This is a genomic window from Niveispirillum sp. GW835-FHT14G11 (assembly GCF_058793615.1).
In genome coordinates this window covers 21,745-41,000 of record NZ_JBXAFZ010000031.1, presented here as the reverse complement: position 1 = coordinate 41,000, position 19,256 = coordinate 21,745, and the positions used below count along the sequence as shown (strand labels likewise).

Here is a 19,256-nt window from a genome sequence, read left to right as displayed (position 1 = left end):
TTCGGCGAGAGGTTCACAAAGGCAATGAACGCCTGATTTCAAACCGCCCCGCTAAGCACGGAATTCCCGATAGTCCCCCCACTGCGTGTCCTCCACGTTGCCGCCCGATCGTCCAGGAAATTCCCTCGGCCCGCATGATCCCTGAAACAGGCTGCCCAACATGCCGGTCCAGAACAGGGCGCCATGGTACCAGGGTGAAATCCCGGCTGCGTTCGATCACCGCCACCTTATCGCCGGCCAGGGGAACGATACGGCGCAGCACACCCTCCACCAACTGGCCGGGACGCATCTCGACATAGCCGAGCCCTAACTCGTCGGATAGCTGCCTGACGACGCGCAGCAACTCCCGCCGCCGCAGGATTGCCAGCATATCCGCGCGATAGAAGGTTCCGCCCTGCTCTTCCCAGGCCAGGCCCTGCGCGATCAGCCACTGTCGGCGGCGGGCCTGTGCGTCACGGATGTCTCGTCCGAAACCCGCGTCCCGCACCAACTGGGGGTTGGCGGTCACCAGTTCGCGATCCAGCCAGGTCGCCCCGTCGGCGGCAACCTGTTGCTCCAGCGGCAGTGTGGACAGCATACGCACATTGACGGGGTTGAACCGGGCCTGGGCGCGCTCATAGCTGACAACGTGCTCCAGATGGTTCGGGGCGATGATCCAGGTGCCATCCGGTTCGCGGGTCACGGGATTCGTCAGCCGACGCATTGCCTCCAGCCGCCGGACATGGCTTTCCACGAAGGCCTCGCTGGCAGCGGAGTCGTGGCGCAGGTGAATGTCGATGCTGTACCGGCCCTGATTGGCCGCCGCGATCTCCAGGATGCGGCGGTCGATGGGGCGAGCTTCCAAGAGACGTGGCTCGATACGCAGGATACTGCCGACCGGTGTGGGCTCCGTCGCCTCCCCCTTGCCGATATCGACATAGTGGGTTCGGCCGTCCGTAGCGTCGATGATCAGATAGTGGCGATCATTTACCTCGTCCGACAGACCACGCGCAACGACGCGGCCAATGATGGGGCGGGCACCAGCGGCGCTGGGATCATGGATGATCAGATCGGCCGGCGCGCGTGCCAGATCCTGGGCCGCCATTTCCCGATGCATGGTCTTGATGATATCGCCACGCTCCCCCATCCGCCGCAGAGTGTTTTCCAGGTCGTCGGCCAGCCTCCACAGGCCGGCGCGGATTTCCGCCGCCAGACCCAGGCGCTCCAGCTTGCGCAGCCGGCCCATGCGCAAGGCCTGCTGGAAGGGATCATGGTCGGTCCCTGTCACCAGATGCTCCGAGGATTGATCCCGCAGCAGGCGGCGATCCAGGCTGGTGAGGCGTTCCTGCTCGACCTCTCGGCGCAGCTGGCCCTGCACCTCGGCATCGGTCTTCGGTCCAAGGTCCAGACTGACGATCTCGGCGGCACGCTCGCGCATACCCTTGGTCAGATATTCCCGGGCAATGATCAGATCCTTGCCGCAATCATCCTTGCCCCGGACGATGATGTGGCTGTGGGGATGGCCGGTATTGTGGTGATTGACGGCCACCCAATCCAGCTGCGTATCCAAATCCTGTTCCACCTGCGCCATCAGGCGGCGGACCAGGGGCTTCAAATCATCATACTGGTCGCCATCTTCCGCCGAGACGATGAAGCGGAACTGGTGACGGTCCCCTTCCGCCCGGTCCAGGAAGCGCTTGCCCTCTACCCGATCCTGATCGGCACCATAGAGCTGACCCGCCTGTCCCTCACGGGTGACGCCATCACGCTGGATATAGCGCAGATGGGCACGAGCACCAGCCATGCCTTTGCCGGCCAGCTTGACGATGCGGGATTTGATGATCACGCGGCGCTGCCGCCAGGCGGCGAACTGATCGCGCGATGCCAGTACGCGACCCACACCGGCACCCCGCCCGATCCGGCTGCCATCGAAGCGGGTCTTCCGCGCCCTGAAGCTGACCGGCCCGCCATTAGCCAGAACGGTCGCCGCCAGCACCCGGTTCAGGAAGCGCTTGCCGCGCCGGCCAGAAGCACTGCGCATCCGGCCCAGACGGGGCTGGAAATCATGATCGTCACCTAACATCGCAGCACCTCCCGATCCGAAGCTGAAAAGGGCATCTCGAGGCCATGGCGCCAGAATGGCACCGGCCCAGCCGCCGTGGCGCCACCGCGAAGCCCCAAAAAGGATGTGCAGACAGGGGGTTACGGGGGCGCTGGCGCCACCGCTTCATCTTGCCCTACAGCACCCCTGATCAGCACCCGCGCTTATCCACGCTCTTCTACGCCCTCGTGCTGGAAAGAATGGGAGCGACGGTCGGAGCCGCCGCTCCCGGATCAGCGCCGCCTATCGACCGATGGCACTCTGGAAGGCCATCTCGGCGGCGTCGCGCGTGGCATAGGCCCGCTGGCGGGTCATGGAATGCAGACGCTCATCGCCATCAACAACGCAGCTGGCGACGATGAATTCGCTGCGGAAATGGCTCAGGATGAGGATGCAGTGAAGGCCTTCTGCGCCATCATCATCGCCCATCCATTCGCCCAGATAATGCTCCTGGAAGCGGCCATCCCAGATGAATTCGGGACGTTCGGCACTGATGAAACGCTCGACATTGGCCATCAATCCGTCGCTGCCGAACTCGACGCGGACGTCATCGACCAAGGCAACAAAACGGTCGATTGCGGCCTGCGGATGCGTTGCAATGAAGGACATGGGAACCTCCCTGGCTGGCGTCCCCATCATCGAGGACGGAGTTCCCCCTCAGCCGGAGAGGCGGCGGTCAAGGACGCCGCAGGCGCCGCGGAGCGGGGCGCGGGGGAGCCGAATTGCACAGCAATTCGGGGGGACCGCGCATCCTTGACGGGCGCCTCGGCCTGGCTGATAGGATGGGCCTGACCGAGATGAGAGAACCCCACCCACGCCGGGCATCGGGGACCATCAATGTCGGTTCGATGGCCGGGAAATCGGCACGAACAGGCGCTTGTCCGCCGTGCCCAGGGGCACGAAGAGCCGTTGGATCTCGTGGCGCGCCGCCCCGACAATGTCCAACCTGCCCAGATAGGTGCTGGTTTCGACGGGCAGCGATACGCCATGGCGCAGGTGCGCCTCATAACGGCTGGGACCGGCATTATAGGCCGCGAACAGGCCGGGATAGCCGAAACGGTCCCGCATCTCGGCGAGATAGGCAGTACCCGCCAGGATATTGGCGGCGGGGTCGAACACATCGCCGACAATGCCGTGACGGTCGCGTATTTCCGCCCAGGTATCGGGCATCAGTTGCATCAGGCCCAACGCCCCCTTGGACGAAACGGCACCTGGATTTCCGCCGCTTTCCACCTTGATGACGGCCCTGATCCAGGCCGCCGGCAGATCGAAACGCCCGGCTGCCGCCACGATCTCCGCCTCGTAGGGCGACCGTTCGACCGCCAGGACGGGCGTCACCAGCACCATTGCCAGCAGCACGCCGCCCAATCTCAGCGCCGCCATAACGGCACCAGCCGGCCGATGACATGCACCGATGGGATCGGCCCGAAATAGCGCCCATCCAGGGAGCCTGCGGCCGACATCAACAGCAGGATTTCACCCGCCGACAGGTGGCGACATCCTTCCCACCAGGGGAGCGGGCGGCCCAAACTGTCGGTCTTCAGCCGCCGTGCAACCACATCCCCGTTGATCGACAATTCGTCGCCACGGGCACAAACCCCGTCCCCGCCGACGGCCGCGACCCCCTTGATCAGCGGCACGCCGCGCGGCAGGTAGCCCCGTCGGGCGGCCATATCGGCGATGGCATCGGGCGGGCGGACCAGGACCATGTCGCCAGTGCGTGAACGGGTTTCCGGCAGCACCAGGTAGAGGCCGACAGGGGCCGATGCGCTGCTGTTCCACACCAGGATTGGCGCCGGGCGGCCCAGGCTGGCGAAGCCCAGCGCCGCCAACCCGAGGCCCGCCAGGATCAGCACTTTGCGGCGCATGGCGCGCGGCAGACGACGCCTTCGCGATGGCCGACGGCCGGCTCTCGGGAGGCTGTTCATGACAAGCCCCCCTTGTCCGAGGTGCTGTCGCGACGCTCGCCCTGCGACCATGAATCCAAGTCATCGATATGATAGCGAACGTATCGCCCATGCTTGCGGAAGCGCGGCCCGTCGCCGGTCAGGCGCATCTTTTCCAGGGTCCGGTGCGACAGACCGACATAGAACGCAGCCTGCGCCGTGTTGAGAAAGGGGCTGCCCTTCCTGGCCTGGGCAGCCCGGTTCACCTCGTCTTCCATGCCAATCTCCATCAGCTCAAGCGGCGAATGTCGCCGCAGATGGACCGAGCATGTCGGTCCTGAGCGTGGTTGCGGACGCTCGAAAATCCACCCCCCTTGTTTTCGATCCCCCTGACGATGGACAGACGAAAGCCCCGTCCCGGGCGATCCCGGAACGGGGCTTTGGAAGGCGGATCAGCGGTCGCGGGCCTCCCAGAGAATGATGTGGGTGTGGCCCTCGTCGGCGGGCTGTTCCAGCTTGACCAGGCGGGCATAGAGTGCCGAGGGAGCGATCTCCGGCGCCTCCATCTTGAGGTTCAGGTAGGTCTGACCGCTGGATTTGGCCGTCTGGCTCCAGCCGGCACCGATCTCGTAGCGCTGACCACCGCCGGCATAGACGCGGTGGTCGGGAGCCTCCTCCGACAGCTTGTCCGTCGGCACGATGGCGAGATTGGTGGTGATGTTGAGGGTTTTGAGGACGCCGATGAAGCTGCCGTCATCGGTGCGGGTGAGGGTGCCTAGGGTGCGGGCCATGATCTGTCTCCGTCGCTGTTTCGCGGGACCATCCCCGCGATGTCCCCGGCGTCAGAGCCCGCGTGAGGCGCCCCACGCCACCCGAGCGTCAGCGACGGGCCGAAACGAGAGTGGAGGACCCGAGTGCTGGGAAAATTTGTCTCGCGAGGAATGCCGGCCCGCCCCGGATGGGGTGGGCCGGCAGGGGAAATTTTCTCAAGCCCCGAGGGTTGGCAAGGGCGCCGCGGGCTCTAGCCATCAGGAGGACAGCGGGGATTGGGCTGCGAAAGCAGGGTCTGAAGGAGACGGTAGCGCCAACCTTCTGCCCAACCACGATACGATGCGCGCCCCTCCGGACGGAACCAAGCCCGTTGTCAGCGTCAAGCCACTGCCCCACGGACAGCACCGCAAGGCTTGCACAATCCGGATTGCTGAGACGGGAAGCACCGATGATTGGCTGCCAAAAGGACGGCCAAAGCCGGAACGCCTGGACCTTGAACCCGATGGCGGGCGCGATGTCGGGCGCCAACCCATCGGCCCGCGTCAAAGCGGACTCCACGCCCGTCGGGATCAACCGACACGGGCTTCATCTGCACCCGTGAGCGATCATTGGGCGCAATGCGAACGTGGCGGATAGAGATGGCGCAGTCCACCTCCGTCTTTTGCAATTCCTACCGCCTCATCCGTGCATTAGTTTCGCGCCGCCCAATGACGAGGTTGATGATGGACAGCGACGTGAAATGCCCCGAGTGCGGGTCTGAACATGCATATCAGGACGGCAGCATCTGGGTTTGTCCGGAATGCGCCCACGAATGGAGCCAGCAAGCGACCGTTGGCGAGACCGGCGCACAGGAAGCGGATGGGCTTGGCACCATCCACGATGCCAATGGAAACGCGCTCGCCGATGGTGACAGCGTCACGGTCATCAAGGATCTGAAGGTCAAGGGATCATCTCTGGTCGTCAAAGGCGGAACCAAAGTGAAAAACATCCGCCTTGTGGACGGGGCCGATGGCCACAACATCGCCTGTAAGATCGATGGTATTGGCGCGATGAATTTGAAATCGGAGTTCGTGAAAAAGGCTTAAAAGGGCCGGGGGAACACCCGTCACCCCCCGAACCGCCACACCGGAATGCCCATCTTGCGGGCCTTGTCGGCCAGATTCTGTGAGATACCGGAGCCGGGGAAAGCCACCAGCCCGATGGGCAGCGCCTCCAGCAGCGTGTCATTGCGGCGGAACGGTGCTGCCTTCTTGTGGCGGGTCCAGTCAGGCTTGTAGACGATCTGCGGCACCTGCCGGTGATCCGCCCAGCAGGCGGCGATGCATTCGGCCCCCTTTGGGGTGCCACCATGCAGCAGCACCATGTCGGGGTGCTTGGCATGGACCTTGTCCAGGGCGGACCAGATGCGATCAACGTCGTTGAACTCAACGCCGCCGGCAAAAGCGATCTTGGTGCCGGGCGGTATCAGCATATTTGTGTCGGCGTAGCGGCGGGCGGCGATATGATCGCGGCTGTCGATCACCGCCGCCGTCAGGGTCCGGTGGCTCAATTGGGAGCCCTGGCGGGGGCGCCAGGTGGAGCCGGTCAGGGCCTCATACATCTCGGCGGCGGTGTCGCGGAAGAACTCGAAGGCGTTGCGGCGCTCAATCAGGCCAAGGCCCTCGGCCGTCAGCCGCTCCAGTTCGACGGAGCGGATTTCCGAACCATCCTGCTCATTCTGGCTGCGCTGCTGGGCCTGCTCATTGCTGTCCAGGTCGCGCTCCAGGCCGGCGATGCGGCGGTGGAAGATGTTGACGCAGGCCCATAGCAGGTCGCCCAGGTCGTCCTCCAGCCGGGTGCCGGTCAGCAGGCCGGCCAGGGTTTCCAGGCACGCCCCGATCTCGGCCCGGGCCTGCTCGGCATCGGGCAAGGGGCGCGGGTCTGGCTCATCCTGGAAAGGCCGATATCCGTAGAGCTGCAACGCTTCCAGCAGGTGAGCGGACGCGGCCGATGCGTTTGGCGTTTCATCATCGGGGGACAGGGAATGGGTGGTCAGGCGGGTCATGGCGGCCTCCTGGATCTCCGGTTGGCCGCGCCCTCCGCGGCCTTCACGGGGATCGCCGGCCAGGGCCTCAGGCTGGGTCCGCACCCGCTCTGCGGGCCGGAGCGGCAGCGGAGGATGGGGACCCGCGCTTTCTTGTCCCGCGAGGAGGCCGCCGTCGGGCGGCCGGGGAAGAAAGCAAGCGGGCCGCCATTGCGGACCCGGCCGGCCCTGGCAGATCCCCTCCCCCGAAGGCCGCGGGCGCGGTCCTGACCGCAGAACCACGGGTGCCGGCACCCTGCCGCCAGCCAGGTCCCTGCCCCTCCCCGATGAGGCTGACCATGGCCGGCGGTCGCCTGCTGCTATGGAAGGAAGCGCTCGGCATCTTCGGGATGGAGCTGCCCGACAAGCTGTTTCCGCAGCGCCGACAGGCCGTCGGCCAGCAGGTCGGTGTTGAAATCCTTGCGGTGTGGCCGCAGCGGCTGGATGTCGATGCCGGCGGCCTGGCCGCGCAGGACAAGCCGTTTCAGCGCCCGACTGCCGGCTGCGTCCTTGTCCTGGAGAACGTAGAGACGGCGCAGGTCAGGCGGGAACAGCAGGGCGGCGAGGTGGCCGGCAGACAGGGCAGCGACCAGCGGCAGGCCCGGCACGATCATGCGCATTGTCAACGTGGTTTCGATGCCTTCGCCCGCCGCCATGATGGCACCGGCCGCACCAAAGCGCACGCCGTTGCCCAGCAGGTTCCCCATGGACCGGCGGGGTTCGTCCAGCGCAACCTTGCCACCACCCGGCCCCAGCCAGGTACGGTGCAGGCCGGTCAGGTGACCATCATGATCGGTGACGGCGGCGATCAGGGCCGGCAGGCTGACACGGCCATGAGGCTCCCGCCGGTGGCAGTGCGGATGGAAGCGCAGGGCCGGCGCGGGCTGGGCCAGAATGATGCCACGTCCGGCCAGATAGCGCTCGGCCAAGGTGCCCGGCAACGGCCGGCTGGCCGCGAACAGGCGATGGCAGGCCTGGGGCGAACCGACGCCGGAAGGCACCACGTAGCTGCTGGCGGCGATGGGCAACGGCATGCGCAGGAAAGCTCGGGCCTCATCCATGGCCTCGCGGAGAGACAGGTTGCGGTTCAGGGCGATCAGGTCCAGCAGGTCGCCATGCTGGCCCGTGGCAGCGTCGGCCCACCGACCGGCCCGTAATCCTGTCAGGCGAACATAAAGGCTGCGGCCGGCATGGCCCTGCACATCGCCCACCTGCCAGTAGTTGCCCTGCCGACGGCCATTGGGCAGGAACTGACGGCACACCGCCTCGGCCTCCAGCGCGAGGCGATGTGCAAGGAGGCCGGCATCGCCCATGGTCAGGCACCGGCGCCATCCGGTCCGCCAGGGACATCCGGCGGAAGGTAAGCGTCGTAGGGATTGCCATCGGCGAGATGACCGAAGGGGGTCATGATGATACCGCGCCGATCTCGACCGACGGCACAGATCACGTAGCGGGGCTCGCCGGTGATGGCATCTTTGCATTCCATCAGCGCCAGATTGCCGTCCTGGGCGGCGCGCAGAAGCGTGCTGAAATTGGCGCGGGCATGGTCGGGTATTGCCATGATCCGTCTCCCGAAAAAAGAATGGCCCGGCGCTGAGGCCGGGCCAGGGGTGGAAGGTGAAGGTCGGATCATTCGGCGGCGATCGACTGTGCCACCTCTTGCGGGTCTTCCACCGGCGCCACGTTTTCCGGCTCGATATCGGCAGCCGGCTGTTTCACGGGGTCGGTTTCCCCTTCCGGTGCGGCCATCACCTGCCCCGGCGTGCGCAGCAGCGCGGGCAACCAGTTGCTGCCGGCCAGCATCAGTTCGGCCTGCACCGCCATGTCGGGCTTGCGGAGATGGTCGATCTGGCGGGCGGCAGCCTCGCCCTTGGCCTCGGTCACGGCTTCCAGGATGCGGGCCTTGGTGACGCGACCCAGATAGTTCAGCGCCGTCGGCGCCCAGCCCAAAGCCGCCATGTCGAGATGGACGGCACTCGCCAGCCGGTCGGCGTGATGCCGGCTCTCCGGCCCATACTCGCCGGACGATTGCACGGCATGCACCGTCTGGCCCACACAATGGGCGAACAGCGCCGCCCGGCTGTCGGCATCGAAGCCCACCAGCGTATCCCAGAGATCACGCGGGTCCTGGGGCAACTGCTCCACCCAGTTCGCGTGCCGGGCGTTAATGGACCGGGCCGGAATGCTGTCGGCCAGCACCGGAGGTTCCGCCATGAAACCCAGGCTGCGCGCCGTGATCTGCAGGCAGGAATTGGAGCTGCGATGGTAGAAGAGTTGGAGGCAGAGGACGTGCAAGACGGCGATGAAAGCCGTGTCCGGGTCCTGGGCCAGGGCATCGCGCAGGGCCAGGGTCCGATAGGCCGTCAGTTCCATCACCAGCCGTTCGGGCAGCGGCTTCAGCCCCTCGTCTTCCGGTTCGGGCTCCTGGCTGACGGAACCGCCGGTATGGGCGACATGGGCGGCGGCCGGGATGCGGGCACCCTCCGCATCGCCGCCCTCTTCGGCAGGATCAGCTTCCGGTGCCGCCGGCTCCTCGACGTGCGGTTCATCCTCCGGCCGGACATAGCCGCGTTCAACCCGCAGCAGCCCGTCCGACCCGATGCTGACATAGCAGCCGGCCCGCGCGATCTCTTCCGGATCATAGCGCACGGGCCGCTGTTCCAGCACGGCGATCTCGCCGGAAATGGCCGTCAGGCGCTGATCCACCTCCTCGGAGATTTCGCCATTATCATCATGCTCCTGGGCCAGCCGGTCATATTCATCCTGTAGCGCGGCGTAGCGGGCCTCCTCCTGCGCCGTGCGGGCGATCGCCTCGCCCCGCAAGCGGCGCTGGCCGGCGGCATGGCCGTAGAGGAAGTCGGTATCGACCTCCAGCCATTTCCAGCCCTCCTCCATCACCGTCTCGGCGGCCTTGGCCAGCTTATCCGCCGCCAACCGTTCCAGCAGCGGCACATCGCCCAGCCAGCCGCCATCATCGGGCGTGAACAGGTCGCGCATCACCGGCCCACCGGCGGCGACATAGGCATCCAGCCCCACGAACTGCGCCCGCTTGTCATGGGCCGGGATGCTGCCGGCCGTCAGTGCGCGGCGGATGTGATAGGGTTCCCGCTGCCAGGGCTGGGTCAGGGAGGCCCAAACCTGTTCCTGGTGTTCATGGTTGTTGCTGACGCTGAAAGCCATCACCATCTCCAGCGTCATGCCGTCCTCGGCATAGAGATCCAGCAGCTTCGGCGACACCGAGGCCAGGCGCAGCCGCTGCTTGACCACCGCCGTGGTGATGAAGAACCGGGCGGCAATGTCCTCCTCGCTCAACCCTTTCTCCCGCAGGGTCTGGAAGGTGCGGAACTGGTCGAGCGGGTGCAATGCCACGCGTTGCAGGTTCTCGGCCAAGCTGTCCTCCTCGCCCAGCCCTCCGGTACGGATAACGCAGGGAATGGGTGCGGTACGGGAAAGGCGCTTCTGCTTGACCAGCAGTTCCAGCGCCCGGTAGCGCCGGCCGCCCGGTGCCACTTCGTAGATGCCCGTCTCCTTGCCCTCGGCATCCAGCCGCGGACGGACGGGCAGGCCGTGCAGCAGCGTGCGGTTGGCGATGTCCTCGGCCAAGTCGGCGATGGACACGCCGGCCTTGACCTTGCGGACATTGGCCTGGGACAGAACCAGCTTGTTGAAGGGAATGTCCTGGGACCGGCTCAGGACGATCTTGGCGGTATTGGCAGCCATGGATTTTCTCCACGACGGGTCGGTGGAAGCCTCTCTCCCACCTGGCAGCCCGTCGCAAAGCCCCTGCCCTTCTCTGCCTCGAAACGCCCGGAGCCGCCCCCCGGCCACCGGTCAGGCCACCCGGTCCAGCAGCTTCTTGGCCCGCCCCTCCATCTCCAATCTGGCATCCTGGTGGGGTTTGTCGCGGGCCACGGCCGTAATGCCCTGCACGAAATCGAAGATGCTCGCCGGCTTGCGGCCCTCCTCGGCCAGTACCGTCTCGATGATCTTCGACGTCTCCGCCTTGGAGAAGCCGCGCTTGCGCAGGAATTCCGACCGGTCGTCATCATCGCGGGCAACAATTTGTTCCCGCGCCGCCTTGATGCCGTTGATGAAGGGCATGGGCGAGGAGTCGGCGAAACGTGTCAGCGCCGGTGCGGCCTCATGGGCAAAGCGGGAGGGGGCATATTTGGAATGCCGGATGGCAATCTCCTGGAAATCCTCGGCGCCCCAGATATTCCGATTCTGACACACAGCCCGCAGATAGAAGCTGGCCATGCCGAGGGTCTTGGCGCCCACCTCGCTGTTCCAGCAATAGAAGCCGCGGAAATAAAGATCCGGCGAACCGTCCGGCAGCCTTCCCGCCTCGATCGGATTCAGATCGTCAACGAGGAACAGAAAGACGTCCCTGTCGGAGGCGTACAGCGTCGTGGTGTCCCGCGTGATGTCCACACGCGGATTATAGACGCCCGTCGACCAGTCCAGCACACCCGGCACCTTCCAGCGCGTGTCGCCGGTGCCATTGCCGGCGATGCGCTGTACCGCCTCGACCAGTTCATGGTCGAAGATGCGGCCATAGTCCGGGCCGGTGACGGCGCGCAGTTCCGTCCGGCCGTCTTCGATTTCCAGGGTCTTGACCTGCTCACCCCGGTGCGAGGTCAGGCCATATTGCAGATTGATCCCGGCCAATGCCGCCGGCAATTGCCGCAGATAGGCGGCCGGCGCGCCCACCAGGCTGGAAAGCTGACCAAAGCTCCAATGCGTGGGCGCAACCGGCCTGTCACTGCCCGGGAGCAGCAGGGACAGTTTCTCGGGATTGTCGCTGTGGGCCTCCACGCGGATGTCGGCGCTGGGCAGGGTCCGGGTCCGGCTGCGCTCGGTCCGCGACCGGACGGCGGCGTAGAGATCCGACAGGGACAGGAAGCGTTCATCATCGGGCCGCGAGAACCATTCCGAGGACACACGGCCGATCCGCTGGCCACGGGTCACGTCCACCTTGTAGCCTCCGCTCCGGTCGGGGGCAGCGTCGAGGATTTCTGCTTGGGTCATGGCACATCATCTCCAGGACGGGCGCCGGAAGCCTCTCCTCCAGCCAAAGCCCGTCACCCGGAAATCCGTCCCATCTCTGACTCTCCACCCTTTCACCCCGCACACTTGTCGGTCGGTGTCGGTGGAACGAACCCGCCCCGCCACAGGCCCGAGGCCAGGAACCTTGCATTGTTCTCCCAATTGCTGAGGTCGTCCCGGCCGAACCGGCAGGCCAGGGCCCAGCCGCCACGGACCATCCGCTCCGATAGGGACGTGCCACCAACGAAGCAGTCGGACAGGTCGGCGCTGCCGGGATGAGGCCGACAATACACAGGCGTGCCGCTCACCAGTTCCCGCAAGCCCTGGGCGGCCTCCTGCCCGCAGGGCCAAGTTTTGCCCTTGCGGTCAACACAGTGCTGGTCGGGCAGCGGCGGCACGATGCCGGCCAGCCGGTGCCGGGAACCGGCGATCTCCAGAACACCTGCATCAATGACCCTCGCCGTTCCCTCCTGTTCGGCACGGCCCTTGGGCCATAGCGTGAGGGCGCTCGCGCCAATCCCGATCAGGATCAGCACCGGCAACGCGATCTTGAACAGTTTCATGGCAAAGCCTCCTTCAGATCAGGATGACGGTTTCAAAACCGACCGGCTGGCCTTCTTTCCGCCTCAGGGATCGGCTCACCCGTCCCGAGCCGGCCTCTGTCTCGTCCCCTCCGACCACTCACCTCCGCCCGGATAGCAGATCCCGGTATCCGCCCCGTATCAGCCTCTGGGTATGCAGGCGTAGATAGCCGGAGCGACCTGCCCAGTTCCCCCGTACCGTTGGCAGCGGTGGCAGCCATGGGGTTTTCTCCATGACGGGTGGTGAAAGCCTCGCTCCCGCCATGAAGCCCCCCGCCCTCCTCGGCCTCTTTGCCACGCGAACCGACCTCCACCTTTAGCCACGGCGCCCGGTCCAGCAGTCCATCACCCACGCCTCAGCTACAGGCGCATACTGGGCGGTTCAGATATGGATCGCATGGCCCAGCCCCTTCAGGGCGGCTTCATGGAAAGCTTCACCCAAGGTGGGATGGGCGTGGATGGTGCCGGCTATGTCCTCCAGCACCGCGCCCATCTCAACAGCCAGCCCGAAACCGGCCGCAAGTTCCGAGACGTACTGCCCAACCGCCTGGATGCCGAGGATGCGGTGATCGTCCTTTCGGGCGACGACGCGAACGAACCCGCCATACTGTCCGGCATCCACCGACAAGGTCCGGCCATTGGCCTGGAAAGGGAAGGTCGAGATGATGACATCCGCCTTGGTTGAAGCCTCTTCCGGCCCTAGGCCCACGCTGACAATTTCGGGTTCCGTAAAGCAGATGGCGGGAATGGCGGCGGGATCGAAATGGCGGCGCTTTCCAGCAATGATTTCCGCCACCATTTCCCCCTGTGCCGACGCCTTGTGCGCCAGCATCGGCTCCCCCACGAGATCACCGATGGCCCAGACGTTCCGCGTCGAGGTGGCGCAGCGATCGTCGACACGGATAAAACGACCCTCCAGCGCCACGGCCATCTCTTCCAGGCCCCAGCCCTCCAGCGCGGGCCGGCGGCCCACCGTCACCAATATCCTGTCGGCAGCCAACGACAGGGCTTCCCCCATCGCCGTCTCGATATCCAGCCCGCTTCCGTCTTTGGAAACACCAAGCGCACGGGCTCCCAGGTGCAGCACGACCCCATGTGCAGCCAACCAGCGACGGACCGGTTCCACCAGCCTATCGTCATAGATCGGCAGGATGCGGTCCTGCGCCTCCACGATGCTCACCTCCACGCCCAGTTTGCGTAGCGCGATGCCGAGTTCGAGCCCGATATAGCCGGCCCCGACGATGACGAGGCGACGGGGCAATTCCGGCAGGGACAGCACCTCTGTGGACGAGATGACAGGGCCACCGAACGGCAGGAACGGCAATTCCACGGGTACTGATCCCGTGGCGAGGATGACATGTTCGGCCTTGATGGTAAGGCTACCTTCGGCGGTGGCCACATGGCAGGTCTTGGCATCGGAGAACCGTCCCCAACCCTGCACGACCTTAACCTTGCCACGCCTCAGCAGCCCGGCCACGCCACCGTTCAACCGATCGACGATGCCATCCTTCCAACGCACGGTTTCGGTGAAGTCGAGTTGCGGCGGCGTGGCCAGACGGATGCCGAAACGCCCGCCCTGTGCCGCCCTGACCATCGCCCCGTATTGTCCGGCGGCATGGATCAGGGCCTTAGACGGAATGCAGCCTCGGATGAGACATGTGCCGCCCAGCCTGTCTGCTTCCACCAGCACCGTGTCGAGGCCCAGCTGCCCGCAGCGGACGGCCGCGACATAGCCGCCCGGTCCGCCGCCGATGACCAGCACCCTGGTCGTGAGAATGTCGGTCATGTGCGATCCATGAACAGAAGGGCCGGCCGTTCGATCAGGCGCTTCAGGCCCTGGATGAACCGAGCGGCGTCATAGCCATCAACGATGCGATGGTCGAAGGACGAGGAGACATTCATCATGCTCCGGACGGCGACACGACCCGCCCGGACCACCGGCCGCTCGACCAGCTTGTTGGGACCGATGATCGCCACCTCCGGATGGTTGATCACCGGGGTGGCCGAGATGCCGCCCAGGACACCCAGGCTGGTCAGGGTGATGGTGGAGCCTGTCAGTTCCTCCCGCTTGGCGCTGCCGTCGCGGGCGGCGGCGGTGATGCGTGCCAGCTCGCGGGCGCAATCCCACAGACCCAGCGCTTCGACATGGCGGACCACGGGCACCATCAGCCCGCCCGGGGTCTGGGTGGCGATGCCGACATGCACACCCTCATGGACATGCAGGATGCCAGCCTCGTCATCATATCGGGCGTTGATCTGCGCGAAGTCGGGCAGCAACCTCACCAGGGCCTGCATGAAGAAGGGCAGCAGGGTCAGCCGGGGCTGGTCGGCCCGGCGCGCTTCGTTTAATTCCTGGCGTAGCCCCTCCAATTCGGTGAGGTCGAATTCCTCGACATACCCGAAATGTGGGATGCGCTGCTTCGCTTCCTGCATCTTCTCGGCGATCCGGCGACGCAGGCCGATGATCCTGACCTCCGTCACACCGATGAGCCTGGCCGATGCCGGTGTCGGGCTAGCACCACCTTGACGGATATAAGTATCAAGGTCCTGGGGCGTGATGCGCCCGGCAGGCCCTGTTCCCGGTACGAACTGCAGGGGGATGCCCAACTCATGGGCCCGCCGGCGCGTGGACGGTGCAGCCAGCAGCGCGGCACCAGCAGGACGGTTGGCAGCAACCGGTTCCGGATTTCCCGAAACCTGGGGCGGCGGCACCGGTGCAGGTTCCGGTACCCGTACCGGTCGGGCCGACTCCGACGCAATGATGGGTCGTGCGGCATCCACATCGCCATCGACATCCAACTCGACCAGTACCGATCCCACTGGCACGCGTTGGCCAAGTCCGCCATGCACGACCAGAACGCGCCCCGCCACTGGCGAGGTCATCTCCACCGTGGCCTTGTCAGTCATCATGTCGACCAGCATCTGATCTTCGTCGACACAATCTCCGACCCGCACATGCCAGGCAACGATCTCGGCTTCGGCTACACCCTCTCCAATGTCGGGAAGGCGGAAAAGAAATTGTCCCATGATCAGGCCTCCAGTACGCGCCGCATGGCAGCGATCACCCGGGCCGGCCCAGGGAAGTAGTCCCATTCGAAAGCATGCGGATAGGGCGTGTCCCACCCGGCCACACGCTGGATGGGTGCTTGCAGGTGGTAGAAGCACCGTTCCTGCACCAGGGCCGACAGTTCGGCCCCAAAACCGGCATAACGCGATGCCTCGTGCACGATGACCAGCCGACCAGTCTTGCGCACCGATGCGACGATGCTGTCGATGTCGAGCGGTACGATGCTGCGCAGGTCGATCAATTCAGCGTCGATGCCGCTCTCCGTGATGGCGGATAGCGCCACATGCACCATGGTGCCGTATGCCAGCACGGTAACGTCCGAACCGGCGCGGATCGTCGCCGCCTTGCCCAGCGGGATGGTGTAGTGGCCCTCCGGCACCTCGCTGGCGGGATGCTTCGACCAGGGCTGGACCGGCTGGTCGTGACGTCCGTCGAACGGGCCGTTATAGATGCGCTTGGGTTCCAGGAAGATCACCGGATCATCGTCCTCGATGGCGGCGATCAGCAATCCCTTGGCATCGTGGGGCGTGGAGGGGATGACGGTCTTCAGGCCGGAAACATGGGCGAAGATCGCTTCGGGGCTGGAACTGTGGGTCTGCCCGCCGAAGATGCCACCGCCATAGGGGGAGCGCACGGTGATGGGTGACCAGAATTCCCCGCCGGACCGGTATCGCAGCCGCGCCGCCTCCGACACAAGCTGATCATAGGCCGGCAAGATGTAGTCGGCGAACTGGATTTCCACGACGGGCCGTAGGCCGTAAGCGCCCATGCCGATGGCCGTGGCGACGATGCCGCCCTCAGATATGGGTGCATCGAAGCAGCGGGTCAGGCCGTGCTTGGCCATCAGCCCGTCGGTGGCGCGGAACACGCCGCCGAAATAGCCCACATCCTCGCCGAAGATCAGCACGTCCGGATCGCGGGCCAGCATGGTGTCGAGGGCGGAGTTGATCGCCTGGATCATGTTCATCACAGCCATGGTCAGACCCCCAGTTCCTGCCGCTGCTCGATGAGCCGCCAGTCGGGCGCCTTGTAGACACCTTCGAACATTTCCCGCTTGCTGGGCGGGTTGACACCCAGCGTGCCCACCGCCTCGCCGGCCTTGGCGGCGGCACGCACCACCTCCTCAATTCCGTCTCCAGGACCGCGTGCCGGGCATCGGACCATTCGCCAAGGCCGATCAGATGTTCCTTCAGTCGGGTGATCGGATCGCCCAGTGGCCAATGGGCCGCCTCGTCGGGCGGCCGGTACTTGGTCGGGTCATCGCCGGTGGAATGGCCGGCGGCGCGATAGGTCACGAACTCGATCAGCGTGGCGCCGTGGTTGCCGCGCGCCCGCTCCGCCGCCCATTGCGTCGCCGCATAGACGGCCAGGAAATCATTGCCGTCGACCCGCAGGCCCGGCAGGCCATAGCCCAGGGCGCGGGCGGCGAATGTCGTCTCCTCGCCGCCAGCAATCCCCTGGAAGGTGGAGATCGCCCATTGATTGTTGGTGACACAGAGGATGACGGGGGCGTGATAGACGGCGGCAAAGGTCAGCGCTTCATGGAAATCGCCCTCCGCCGTGGTGCCCTCGCCAATGTAGGAGATGGCAATCCTGTCGTCCCCCTTATAGGCCGACGCCATCGCCCAGCCCACGGCATGGCCGAAACGGCTGCCGACATTGCCAGATAGTGAATAGAAGCCGTAGGCCCTTGCCGAATAAAGGATGGGGAGTTGCCGCCCCTTCAGCGGATCGGCGGCATTGGAGAATATCTGGTTGACCAGGTCGATCAGCGGATATTCCCGCGCCATCAAGTAGCTGAGGATGCGGTACGTGGGAAAGCACATGTCGTCCCGGCCCAGCGCCATGGACGGTGCCGCCCCCAGCGCCTCCTCCCCCGTCGATTTCATGAAAAACGAGGTCTTGCCCTGGCGATGCGCCTGGAACATGCGCTCATCGAACTGTCGGGTCAGCAGCATGACCCGCAGGCCCCGGCGCAGGGTTTCCGGATCAAGGCGGGGGTCCCAGGACCCGACGGCCCGACCCGCATCATCCAGGACGCGCACCAGCCCGAACGGCATGTCCCGTATCTCCGCCTCCTCGGCCAGGACATCCGGTCGGCGGGTTTCGCCGGCGCCGGGCAGCGACAGGTTGCTGAAATCCGGTCGGTCGCCCGGCCGAGCGCGCGGTACGGGCACATGCAGCTTCAACGGCGGCCGGTTCGGCGCTTCCGCATGATGCACATGCCCGTCGGCCGCCCCGGCCGAAGGAGGAGAGGCAATCATATTCGTATATTCTCCGATTTTAATCGATCTTATGCGATTGACATGCATAAATCTTCGATGATTCATGATGGATGTCAAGAACGGATGCATGCCGTGAAAGCGAAAGCCGGGCAGCGTCGCGGGACAAGGGAGAATGTGGGATGCAGATGAACAGGGTAGTGGTGACGGCCGGTGCTTCCGGCATCGGCCTGGCGACGGTGCGGCGTTTCCGTGCGGCCGGTGCGCGTGTTGCGATCTGCGATATCAGCCAGACTGCAATCGATGGGGCCATCGCGGAATGTCCCGATCTTGTCGGGCGCGTGGTCGATGTAGCCGACGAAAGCCAGGTGATGGCCTTCATCGCGGAGGTCGAGCAATTGTTCGGTGGCATCGACACGGTCGTCAACAATGCGGGCATCGCCGGCGCACAGGCTGCGATAGAGGAGACGGAAGCCGAGGCCTGGAAACGGTCGTTCGACGTGAACGTCCATGGGGCCTTCTATCTGATCAAGGCCGTCACCCCCTTCATGCGGCAACGGGGAGCTGGCGCCATCGTCAATATCTCCACAGGCTCGGTGACGACGCTACCGCGCGGCCGGGCCGACTACATCGCCTCGAAATGGGCGCTGGAGGGGTTGACGCGGGCCGCCGCCCGGGAACTGGGGCCGGCCGGCATCCGGGTCAACGCCATCCGCCCGGGCTTCGTGGACAGCGCGCGCATGCGCGGCATTCTGACGGCGAAGGGGCAGGCGGAAGGCAAGACGCTCCAGGAGGTGGAAGCCGTCTTCCTGGACTATATCTCCATGCGGACCAAGGTCCAACCCGACGAGATCGGCGACATGGCCGTGTTCCTCGGCTCGCCGGCGGCACGGCATGTGACCGGACAGATCATTTCCGTCGATGGCAATATCGAGTGGGAGGCATGATGTCCGGCAAATCCACGCGCGGACGCCTCTTCCGGCTCGGCCCGCACCGTCCCCTGCTGGCGAACGACGTCTTCATCGCTCCCGGAACCTATATCGTCGGCGATGTCGAAATCGGTGCCGGGGCCAGCATCTGGTTCAACTGCGCGATACGCGGGGATGTGGCGCCAATCCGGATCGGCGCGCGCAGCAATATACAGGACGGCTCCGTGATCCACGCCGATCCCGGACAGCCGACCATTATTGGATCCGATGTCCTGGTCGGCCACATGGCGCTCATCCATGGATGCACCATCCATGACCGGGGCTTCGTCGGCATGGGGGCCATCGTGATGTCGGGCGCGGTGATCGAAAGCGACGGCATGCTGGCGGCCGGTGCCATGCTGACCGGAGGAAAGACAATCCTGTCGGGCCAGCTCTGGTCCGGCCGGCCGGCGAAATATCTGCGGGACCTGAATGAGGAGGAGATCGCGGGCCTGCGCGAGGGCAGCGCCCACTACCACCGCAATGCCCGCCATTTCCGGGAGAACATGTATATGGCGTCGTAGTCCACGGCGGCAGGCCCTGGCTGCATCGTGGCAACCAGGGCCTCGCTTG

At 65.4% G+C, this 19,256-nt stretch carries 19 protein-coding genes; 3 read left to right on the top strand and 16 right to left on the bottom strand.

All coding sequences use genetic code 11. The annotated features are described in order from the left end of the window. Positions 1 to 13: 13 nt before the first annotated feature. The 6 genes from rlxS to AC1Q7F_RS31450 form a co-directional block, all read right to left on the bottom strand. Positions 14 to 2,062 carry a relaxase/mobilization nuclease RlxS gene (gene rlxS / locus AC1Q7F_RS31475; protein WP_492512496.1) on the bottom strand — a complete coding sequence of 683 codons (2,049 nt, stop codon included), beginning with the start codon at positions 2,060 to 2,062 and terminating at the stop codon, positions 14 to 16. Between the two features lie 261 nt (positions 2,063 to 2,323). Then, entirely contained in the window at positions 2,324 to 2,689 is a 366-nt protein-coding gene (locus AC1Q7F_RS31470; RefSeq protein WP_492512495.1) for a hypothetical protein, read from the bottom strand. A gap of 225 nt (positions 2,690 to 2,914) precedes the next feature. Then, on the bottom strand, positions 2,915 to 3,463 hold the full coding sequence (locus tag AC1Q7F_RS31465) for a lytic transglycosylase domain-containing protein (protein ID WP_492512494.1): 549 nt from the start codon (positions 3,461 to 3,463) through the stop codon (positions 2,915 to 2,917). Continuing rightward, complete coding sequence (locus tag AC1Q7F_RS31460; protein ID WP_492512493.1) at positions 3,451 to 3,948, bottom strand: S26 family signal peptidase; 498 nt, start codon at positions 3,946 to 3,948, stop codon at positions 3,451 to 3,453. The genes AC1Q7F_RS31465 and AC1Q7F_RS31460 overlap by 13 nt, the downstream gene beginning before the upstream one ends. A 56-nt stretch (positions 3,949 to 4,004) precedes the next feature. Next, positions 4,005 to 4,244, bottom strand: a complete 240-nt coding sequence (locus AC1Q7F_RS31455) for a helix-turn-helix transcriptional regulator (protein WP_444734697.1) — start codon at positions 4,242 to 4,244, stop codon at positions 4,005 to 4,007. A 174-nt stretch (positions 4,245 to 4,418) separates the two neighbouring features. After that, positions 4,419 to 4,757 (bottom strand): DUF736 domain-containing protein, encoded by a 339-nt coding sequence (locus AC1Q7F_RS31450; protein ID WP_444734696.1) that lies wholly within the window; start codon positions 4,755 to 4,757, stop codon positions 4,419 to 4,421. A 702-nt stretch (positions 4,758 to 5,459) separates the two neighbouring features. Here AC1Q7F_RS31450 and AC1Q7F_RS31445 point away from each other — a divergent pair. After that, positions 5,460 to 5,822, top strand: coding sequence for a zinc ribbon domain-containing protein YjdM (locus tag AC1Q7F_RS31445; RefSeq protein ID WP_488946507.1), 363 nt, complete (start codon positions 5,460 to 5,462; stop codon positions 5,820 to 5,822). A gap of 20 nt (positions 5,823 to 5,842) precedes the next feature. Here the strand turns inward: AC1Q7F_RS31445 and AC1Q7F_RS31440 are convergent, their stop codons facing one another. From AC1Q7F_RS31440 to AC1Q7F_RS31395, 10 genes are all read right to left on the bottom strand, one after another. Continuing rightward, positions 5,843 to 6,781 (bottom strand): DUF2493 domain-containing protein, encoded by a 939-nt coding sequence (locus AC1Q7F_RS31440; protein WP_492512492.1) that lies wholly within the window; start codon positions 6,779 to 6,781, stop codon positions 5,843 to 5,845. A 338-nt stretch (positions 6,782 to 7,119) separates the two neighbouring features. After that, entirely contained in the window at positions 7,120 to 8,112 is a 993-nt protein-coding gene (locus AC1Q7F_RS31435) for a DUF7146 domain-containing protein (protein ID WP_492512491.1), read from the bottom strand. Between the two features lie 2 nt (positions 8,113 to 8,114). Next, a complete protein-coding gene (locus tag AC1Q7F_RS31430; protein WP_492512490.1) occupies positions 8,115 to 8,360 on the bottom strand; it encodes a DUF6117 family protein in 246 nt (81 codons plus the stop codon). 68 nt (positions 8,361 to 8,428) lie between these two features. Continuing rightward, the gene (locus AC1Q7F_RS31425) at positions 8,429 to 10,519 is read right to left on the bottom strand and encodes a ParB/RepB/Spo0J family partition protein (RefSeq protein WP_492512489.1); all 2,091 of its coding nucleotides are present in this window, start codon (positions 10,517 to 10,519) and stop codon (positions 8,429 to 8,431) included. 111 nt (positions 10,520 to 10,630) lie between these two features. Then, on the bottom strand, positions 10,631 to 11,827 hold the full coding sequence (locus AC1Q7F_RS31420; protein ID WP_492512488.1) for a DUF932 domain-containing protein: 1,197 nt from the start codon (positions 11,825 to 11,827) through the stop codon (positions 10,631 to 10,633). Between the two features lie 92 nt (positions 11,828 to 11,919). Then, the gene (locus tag AC1Q7F_RS31415) at positions 11,920 to 12,408 is read right to left on the bottom strand and encodes a thermonuclease family protein (protein ID WP_492512487.1); all 489 of its coding nucleotides are present in this window, start codon (positions 12,406 to 12,408) and stop codon (positions 11,920 to 11,922) included. Positions 12,409 to 12,808: 400 nt separating this feature from the next. Further along, positions 12,809 to 14,212, bottom strand: coding sequence for a dihydrolipoyl dehydrogenase (gene lpdA / locus AC1Q7F_RS31410; protein WP_492512486.1), 1,404 nt, complete (start codon positions 14,210 to 14,212; stop codon positions 12,809 to 12,811). Then, entirely contained in the window at positions 14,209 to 15,453 is a 1,245-nt protein-coding gene (locus tag AC1Q7F_RS31405) for a dihydrolipoamide acetyltransferase family protein (RefSeq protein ID WP_492512485.1), read from the bottom strand. The genes lpdA and AC1Q7F_RS31405 overlap by 4 nt, the downstream gene beginning before the upstream one ends. Before the next feature lie 2 nt (positions 15,454 to 15,455). Beyond that, a complete protein-coding gene (locus AC1Q7F_RS31400; protein ID WP_492512497.1) occupies positions 15,456 to 16,400 on the bottom strand; it encodes an alpha-ketoacid dehydrogenase subunit beta in 945 nt (314 codons plus the stop codon). Beyond that, on the bottom strand, positions 16,291 to 17,757 hold the full coding sequence (locus tag AC1Q7F_RS31395; protein WP_492512484.1) for a thiamine pyrophosphate-dependent enzyme: 1,467 nt from the start codon (positions 17,755 to 17,757) through the stop codon (positions 16,291 to 16,293). The genes AC1Q7F_RS31400 and AC1Q7F_RS31395 overlap by 110 nt, the downstream gene beginning before the upstream one ends. 140 nt (positions 17,758 to 17,897) lie before the next feature. Between AC1Q7F_RS31395 and AC1Q7F_RS31390 the strand changes: the two genes are divergently transcribed. Both AC1Q7F_RS31390 and AC1Q7F_RS31385 read left to right on the top strand, forming a co-directional pair. Next, on the top strand, positions 17,898 to 18,662 hold the full coding sequence (locus tag AC1Q7F_RS31390; protein WP_492512483.1) for an SDR family oxidoreductase: 765 nt from the start codon (positions 17,898 to 17,900) through the stop codon (positions 18,660 to 18,662). Beyond that, on the top strand, positions 18,662 to 19,207 hold the full coding sequence (locus AC1Q7F_RS31385) for a gamma carbonic anhydrase family protein (RefSeq protein ID WP_492512482.1): 546 nt from the start codon (positions 18,662 to 18,664) through the stop codon (positions 19,205 to 19,207). Before AC1Q7F_RS31390 ends, AC1Q7F_RS31385 begins: the two co-directional genes overlap by 1 nt. The last annotated feature ends 49 nt before the right edge of the window (positions 19,208 to 19,256 follow it).

Excerpts from the sequence above, each read along its gene's own strand:
- rlxS (WP_492512496.1), bottom strand. The coding sequence starts at position 2,062 with ATGTTAGGTGACGATCATGATTTCCAGCCCCGTCTGGGCCGGATGCGC.
- AC1Q7F_RS31470 (WP_492512495.1), bottom strand. The coding sequence starts at position 2,689 with ATGTCCTTCATTGCAACGCATCCGCAGGCCGCAATCGACCGTTTTGTT.
- AC1Q7F_RS31465 (WP_492512494.1), bottom strand. The coding sequence starts at position 3,463 with ATGGCGGCGCTGAGATTGGGCGGCGTGCTGCTGGCAATGGTGCTGGTG.
- AC1Q7F_RS31460 (WP_492512493.1), bottom strand. The coding sequence starts at position 3,948 with ATGCGCCGCAAAGTGCTGATCCTGGCGGGCCTCGGGTTGGCGGCGCTG.
- AC1Q7F_RS31455 (WP_444734697.1), bottom strand. The coding sequence starts at position 4,244 with ATGGAAGACGAGGTGAACCGGGCTGCCCAGGCCAGGAAGGGCAGCCCC.
- AC1Q7F_RS31450 (WP_444734696.1), bottom strand. The coding sequence starts at position 4,757 with ATGGCCCGCACCCTAGGCACCCTCACCCGCACCGATGACGGCAGCTTC.
- AC1Q7F_RS31445 (WP_488946507.1), top strand. The coding sequence starts at position 5,460 with ATGGACAGCGACGTGAAATGCCCCGAGTGCGGGTCTGAACATGCATAT.
- AC1Q7F_RS31440 (WP_492512492.1), bottom strand. The coding sequence starts at position 6,781 with ATGACCCGCCTGACCACCCATTCCCTGTCCCCCGATGATGAAACGCCA.
- AC1Q7F_RS31435 (WP_492512491.1), bottom strand. The coding sequence starts at position 8,112 with ATGGGCGATGCCGGCCTCCTTGCACATCGCCTCGCGCTGGAGGCCGAG.
- AC1Q7F_RS31430 (WP_492512490.1), bottom strand. The coding sequence starts at position 8,360 with ATGGCAATACCCGACCATGCCCGCGCCAATTTCAGCACGCTTCTGCGC.
- AC1Q7F_RS31425 (WP_492512489.1), bottom strand. The coding sequence starts at position 10,519 with ATGGCTGCCAATACCGCCAAGATCGTCCTGAGCCGGTCCCAGGACATT.
- AC1Q7F_RS31420 (WP_492512488.1), bottom strand. The coding sequence starts at position 11,827 with ATGACCCAAGCAGAAATCCTCGACGCTGCCCCCGACCGGAGCGGAGGC.
- AC1Q7F_RS31415 (WP_492512487.1), bottom strand. The coding sequence starts at position 12,408 with ATGAAACTGTTCAAGATCGCGTTGCCGGTGCTGATCCTGATCGGGATT.
- lpdA (WP_492512486.1), bottom strand. The coding sequence starts at position 14,212 with ATGACCGACATTCTCACGACCAGGGTGCTGGTCATCGGCGGCGGACCG.
- AC1Q7F_RS31405 (WP_492512485.1), bottom strand. The coding sequence starts at position 15,453 with ATGGGACAATTTCTTTTCCGCCTTCCCGACATTGGAGAGGGTGTAGCC.
- AC1Q7F_RS31395 (WP_492512484.1), bottom strand. The coding sequence starts at position 17,757 with ATGATTGCCTCTCCTCCTTCGGCCGGGGCGGCCGACGGGCATGTGCAT.
- AC1Q7F_RS31390 (WP_492512483.1), top strand. The coding sequence starts at position 17,898 with ATGCAGATGAACAGGGTAGTGGTGACGGCCGGTGCTTCCGGCATCGGC.
- AC1Q7F_RS31385 (WP_492512482.1), top strand. The coding sequence starts at position 18,662 with ATGTCCGGCAAATCCACGCGCGGACGCCTCTTCCGGCTCGGCCCGCAC.